This is a genomic window from Flavobacterium aureirubrum (genome assembly GCF_038739835.1).
GTDB lineage: Bacteria > Bacteroidota > Bacteroidia > Flavobacteriales > Flavobacteriaceae > Flavobacterium > Flavobacterium aureirubrum.
The window spans coordinates 1-4,939 of record NZ_JBCGDO010000050.1 but is presented as its reverse complement, the minus strand read 5'-3'; the positions used below and the strand labels follow the sequence as shown (position 1 = coordinate 4,939).

The window sequence follows — 4,939 nt, the reverse complement described above, 5'->3', positions numbered from 1 at the left end:
GTGGAAAAAGCACCAAGTTCAAGAAGATAGACGACAGCATCCACAAAGAACACTACGATAGAATGCACCAAAAACTCACACAAAACCCACACTATGCTAAGAAAATGGTACGAGTGAGAAGCAAAACCGTAGAACCTGTAATTGGAACATTGGTCAATTTTACCAACATGAAACGTGTAAACACAAGAGGTATACAAAACGCCAATAAACACGTGTTGATGGCAAGTTTAACCTATAACCTCAAGAAATACTTGCGCTTTGTAGTGAAAAAACCATCCATTTTGAGCCAAGTTCTTTCCTTTAAACAAGGGATGAACACCGCTTTAATAAAAACCTTCTTTTTGGACTTTAAAAACTCTATTGTAAACACTCAGCATAGTACAATTTTGAACTATTACTAAAAAATAAGCCTTCTTTAAATCGCTTTAAAAAAGGTCTTTTTTGGAAGTATTTTGAAATAGTATTTTTTTATTAGTGTTGTGCAACAGCTACTGCTGTTAGCCGTTCGGTTTTATTTACATGTGTTTTTTAAAATAATTTTGCAACTCTGGCTTTTGAGCTTTCTTAAATTTATAAATATAACTGACGTCTTTAGTATTTTCCGTTCGGTAACTTTTTATTTTATTTATAATAAACGTCGTGTCATTTTCTATGATTCCGCTCATTTCATACAAATAATAGGAATTGAAAGAATCCTTGTTGGGAATTTGCATTTCAGTTTGATAATATTGGATTTTAATTGTGTTTCCAACAATCTCTGTCAATCCTTTTTGATTTATATAATCAGGTTCAAAATCACATCTTCTTCTTATTTTTTTATCATTTGATTTTTGAGCTTCGACCATTAGCTTAATATTTTTATGCGCATTTTGATAACTGTTTTCAATTATTCTACCATCTGCACAATAGTAAGAGTTTATTCCGTCAATGCCCGATAAAACATATGTAAAACCATCGTCATAAATGAAAATTGCATTTAATGTTTTGGATTTTTTTATTCCAGTTTCGTTTATGTATTTTTCATAAGGGTATGGAGGATTTTCCCAGTTAATATCCATTTCATATTCATGATAAAAGTAACCATCAAGTTTTAATTTGCTTTCTGATATTTTATTGGTTTTAAAATCAATTAAATTTTTTTTATGATGAGTAACTGCACATGAACTTATAAAGAAATAGGAGAGGAGAAGTAAAACGGTTATTTTATTTAATTTCATTTTGAAAGTTATTTTTCTTTGCGCAAAACTAAACTGACGGCTAACGTCAGACTGTGAAAAAACTTCCACAGTCTCTTCCTCAAATATACTAAAATACCTGTAAAAAAAGTAAAAAACCATTTTTAACCACGCAACATCCCAAAAACTCGGGATAAACAAGCTTGGTTTTTGCGTTTATATAAAATATTTACGTTTTATGAGAGGTTGAGCAACAGTTACGGCTGTTGCCAGCAGGTGTTTATTCGTACTTTCCATTTTTAAATTTTAAAAACAGCACCTATATTAAAACTCATAAAAAAATTCTTCCCACTTCTTTGTTCGGTACTGTCTGTTAGTCCAATTAGATTAGAATTTTCAACGACTATTATAAATTTGGGTGATACTTTAAATTTATACCCAACTCCTCCGTTAATTCCAAATTGAGTTGAATTCGATAAGTTATTTATGTCAACAAATCCATTTCCATCATTATAGTTTGCTTCAGCATTGGTTAAAAAACCAATACCTATTCCATAATTAACGTACCAGTTTCGTTTTGTTCCAAAATGATAATTCACAGTCAATGGAACAGTGATATAATTTGTTCTTTCTGAATATTCGTTGCTAAAAATTGAAAAGTCAACATTGTTAGTTCCCATTTTTTGAAATAACAAACCTGAACGTAAACTCCATCGATTGTTAAAAAAATAATTTCCATAAATTCCTAATTGAATTGCAGAAACTGATGATGAACCAAAAAGGAAAGAGTCTAATTGATAAGAAGCACTATATCCAACTATCGGCGTTAATTCAATATTTCCTTTTTCTCTCGTTTGACCATTACATAATAAGCTACTTATTAATAGTCCAAAGCAAATTAAATATTTCATATTTATTTTTCAATTTTTAAATGTGTATTCTTCTTACTCACTTACTGCCAACATCAAACTGCAAAAAAACCTCCACAATCTCTTTTTCAAATATACTAAAATACCTGTAAGAAAAGTAAAAAACCTATTTTTTAACCTCGGTTAAAGTCCCCACACTTCGCGATAAACAAAGTCAATTTTTAAAATTATTTTCATCCCGAAACTTCGGGATGGTCTTTCGGAGGGTTGTGCAACAGTTACGGCTGTTGTACGACGTTTTATTTTTTTAGTAACTTTTTGGTTCTATTATTAAAAATCTTTATGAAATCTTCGAGACTTCCAGCGCCAGAACATGTAAAGCAAAAATCTAAGATTGTAACATCTTTTCCATGCATTTTTTCTTTTCGGATCATATTTCCTTCACATCCTGAATAACCTCCGGTTTTCCTAATCAAGATTGGATTGCCTTCTAAATAAAAACTCAAAGCAATCTGGTCAATTTGTTTTTCTAACCATTTTATTTCTTGTTCACCTAATTTGAGTTCACTTTGGAATTAATAAACCATTTTAAGACCTCCAATTGAGTTCAAATTAAGTTCTAGAAATTTATTTTTTGGTTTTGAAGTTTCATCTACAGAGAAATTTTTTGGCGTATAATTTATCAAGTTATTATAAATAGTGTCTTGCTCATTGTTCACAACATCTTGAGCTTTACAACTAAAACTAATCAAAAGGAGTAATATTTTAAACAGTTGTCCCAAAATGTTGTATAACTAGTTTACAAATCTAATAAACTCAAACCCTCAAACCCCCTCTCAAGTAAACACCTCTAACCACCATCCGCTCAGTACCGTCAAAAGCGCACTCCGTCAGTTTCTGGCGGAGCCGTCTACTCGATTATAAGCCGTTTTTCTTCTATTCTCTAACTATTTTGATTGTTTTAAATTGTCTATTTGAGGTTATTAATTTCAATAAATAGGTGTTCGGTGCTAAGTTAGATATGTCAACAATGAGTTCTCCATTTGAAAATTCACATTGTTTTGACTTTATCAGTTTTCCTTGCAAATCAAAAATTTGATATTTTGAAAAAGTTTGAATATTATTTTGTTTTATGATTACTATATTCTGTGTTGGATTTGGGTAAACTAAAAAGTCGTTGTCCAGACTAACATTATCAATACCCAAAGCATTTTCGTTGTTTGCATAGAGCAATGAATAAGGAACTGATTGGAAGTTTGAACTTGAATTTCCTTTGCTGATAATTAGGTTTTGAGTTGTAATGTCTTTTTGCAGTGGGTTTGTTGCACTTACTTGTTCGTAGTTGTATGAACTACTGAAAATACTCGATACATCTAATGAATAATTTGAATTAGAGAGATTAAGGATAAATAATTCCTTGTTGGTGCCATTTTGAAAAACCCAACCCATTAGCGATGGATAATTTGTTGTATTAACAGTAATGGTTGGATTATTTGAAAAACTTAGTTTTGTAGCGGTGTTATTGCCTTTAACTGCCTGATGAATTAGTCTCATCGCATTTCCTTCTGCTGTTAATCTATTTGTAAGGGTGTCACCAAAAGAGGTATAACTTGCCAAGGATGCATACGAAGGTGAGCCAGCTATTTGATGGTTCAAAAGCATTTTTATTTTAGTTTCTTCAAGCATTAAGCTAAATAATGAAGCAGTGTAAAGTCCGTGTGCCCAACTTGATGCAATGGCATAGGTAGTCTGATTGCCGTCATTAAGATTATATTCAGTTATCCAACATTCCATTCCGTTAGTTACATTATCAACAGTATTTGCTTTCAAAACAGGCCAATGTTTGAAAGGTGCTGCTAATGCTTGAGTGATATTTGGATTGGATAAAGTTGTTGTATTAGGAGGCAAATAATAATGAAAGGTAATGGCATTAGTATTTATATTTTGAGCAAAAAGTGTATCATTCCAACTATTTATTCTCGAAGGAACTGCGTTGCCATTTAAATCGGTTAAGCCGTCATAACTCCCAATAACTGCAATTTTTGCATTCGGAAACAATGCACTTAATTGTGGTATCCAATTATTTTTTATATCTAAAACATAGTCAATAGGATTTGGGTATTTATTAGTAAAATCTAAATCTGTAAAGTACAATTCATTGCCTAACTCTATACATTCGACAGGTATACCTAATGTACTTGCGGTTTGTAGCATTTGTATTTGATTACTCAAATTTTTTGTAAGCAGATTTAAACAGAAAATAGGTTTTATATTAGTTTGTTGATAAAAATATAATAGTTCTGAAAGTGGATATGATATGTGTGGAACAGTTCCAATATAGCTATGGCTGAAAAGTGTGCTATTTGTCCAAAGAGAAGCCGGCACACTTCGTCCTGTTTGCCAGTCAAAATATTGCGATTCTGTACCTCCTGGGTATCTGATAATTTCAAGATTTAGTGTTTTAACGCTGTCAATAAAACTCTGATTTGTCCAAGCGGGTTTGGTTAAATAGTTTAGCATATGCCCAACTTTTGGTGAAGTGCGGGTGATGTTGGTTGTTGTTACGATTGATGTCTGTCCGTATGTCGACACAAATACAATTGATAAAATAACTGTCAGTATTTTTGATTTCATTTTTTTCTATTTAGATGTTTTTTAGCAGTCTTGGTTTAAAATGGCTTATAACATTTTGCGGCTTTGTGTCTGTTTGCCCCTTGCACAAGGCTTCAATTTAACGACAAATTTAATGGGGCAAATAGCACAAAACCGCTGTGTGTGCCCTGCATGAGCAGGACACACGCTGTAAGCTCGAATAAAAATTGAAAATTACAAATTTCAGATTATAAAACAAACTTACAGCGTGTTATTTTTCCAGAGGGTGTAAGTCCCTTATGG

The 4,939-nt window shown here is 31.9% G+C and carries 4 protein-coding genes; 1 reads left to right on the top strand and 3 read right to left on the bottom strand.

Features of this window, described 5'->3' with window-relative positions; all coding sequences use genetic code 11:
* Nucleotides 1-401, top strand: a 401-nt coding sequence (locus WFZ85_RS15745) for a transposase (protein WP_342697209.1), incomplete at its 5' end; no start/stop codon positions are given.
* A gap of 114 nt (nucleotides 402-515) precedes the next feature.
* Here the strand turns inward: WFZ85_RS15745 and WFZ85_RS15740 are convergent.
* The 3 genes from WFZ85_RS15740 to WFZ85_RS15730 all read right to left on the bottom strand — a co-directional run bounded on the left by WFZ85_RS15740 (nucleotide 516) and on the right by WFZ85_RS15730 (nucleotide 4,678).
* Complete coding sequence (locus WFZ85_RS15740; RefSeq protein ID WP_342697208.1) at nucleotides 516-1,217, bottom strand: hypothetical protein; 702 nt, start codon at nucleotides 1,215-1,217, stop codon at nucleotides 516-518.
* A gap of 257 nt (nucleotides 1,218-1,474) precedes the next feature.
* Complete coding sequence (locus tag WFZ85_RS15735) at nucleotides 1,475-2,086, bottom strand: outer membrane beta-barrel protein (RefSeq protein WP_342697207.1); 612 nt, start codon at nucleotides 2,084-2,086, stop codon at nucleotides 1,475-1,477.
* A gap of 894 nt (nucleotides 2,087-2,980) precedes the next feature.
* The gene (locus tag WFZ85_RS15730) at nucleotides 2,981-4,678 is read right to left on the bottom strand and encodes a T9SS type A sorting domain-containing protein (protein ID WP_342697206.1); all 1,698 of its coding nucleotides are present in this window, start codon (nucleotides 4,676-4,678) and stop codon (nucleotides 2,981-2,983) included.
* Nucleotides 4,679-4,939: the final 261 nt, after the last annotated feature.

Excerpts from the sequence above, each read along its gene's own strand:
- WFZ85_RS15740 (WP_342697208.1), bottom strand. The coding sequence starts at position 1,217 with ATGAAATTAAATAAAATAACCGTTTTACTTCTCCTCTCCTATTTCTTT.
- WFZ85_RS15735 (WP_342697207.1), bottom strand. The coding sequence starts at position 2,086 with ATGAAATATTTAATTTGCTTTGGACTATTAATAAGTAGCTTATTATGT.
- WFZ85_RS15730 (WP_342697206.1), bottom strand. The coding sequence starts at position 4,678 with ATGAAATCAAAAATACTGACAGTTATTTTATCAATTGTATTTGTGTCG.